Below are 575 nucleotides of genomic sequence, written 5' to 3' on the forward strand. Positions count from 1 at the left end.
TATGGAGCGGGAGAACTTCACGCTGCTCACCGGGCTGCAGGCGCGGAAGCTGAACTTCGATGCGGGCAAGCGCTGCACCGGGGTGGACGTGGTCGACGGGGCGTTCGGGCGCACTACCACGCTGCACGCGGCCCGCGAGGTGATCCTCTCGGCCGGGGCGATCGATTCGCCGAAGCTGCTGATGCTTTCGGGGATCGGGCCGGCCGAGCATCTGGAGTCGGTGGGCGTCGAGGTGCTCCTCGACGCGCCGGGGGTGGGCGAGCATCTGCAGGACCACCCCGAAGGGGTGATCCAGTGGGAGGCGAAGCAGCCCATGGTGGAAACTTCCACCCAGTGGTGGGAGATCGGGATCTTCACCCCCACGGTGCAGGGGCTGGATCGTCCGGATCTGATGTTCCACTACGGGTCGGTGCCTTTTGATATGCATACCCTGCGCCAGGGGTATCCGACCGGGGAGAACACCTTCTGTCTGACTCCGAATGTTACGCATGCGAAGTCCCGGGGTACGGTGCGGTTGCGCAGCTGCGATTTCCGTGACAAGCCGAAGGTCGATCCGCGTTATTTCACCGACGTAG

The 575-nt window shown here is 64.7% G+C and carries 1 protein-coding gene; it reads left to right on the plus strand.

All coding sequences use genetic code 11. The features are described from left to right. On the plus strand, window positions 1-575 hold a 575-nt coding region (locus ACT3TP_RS18755; protein WP_444621295.1), incomplete at both ends, for a GMC family oxidoreductase N-terminal domain-containing protein.

Origin of the sequence: Glutamicibacter sp. AOP38-B1-38 (assembly GCF_052377485.1) — a bacterium.
In the GTDB taxonomy this organism is placed as follows: domain Bacteria; phylum Actinomycetota; class Actinomycetes; order Actinomycetales; family Micrococcaceae; genus Glutamicibacter.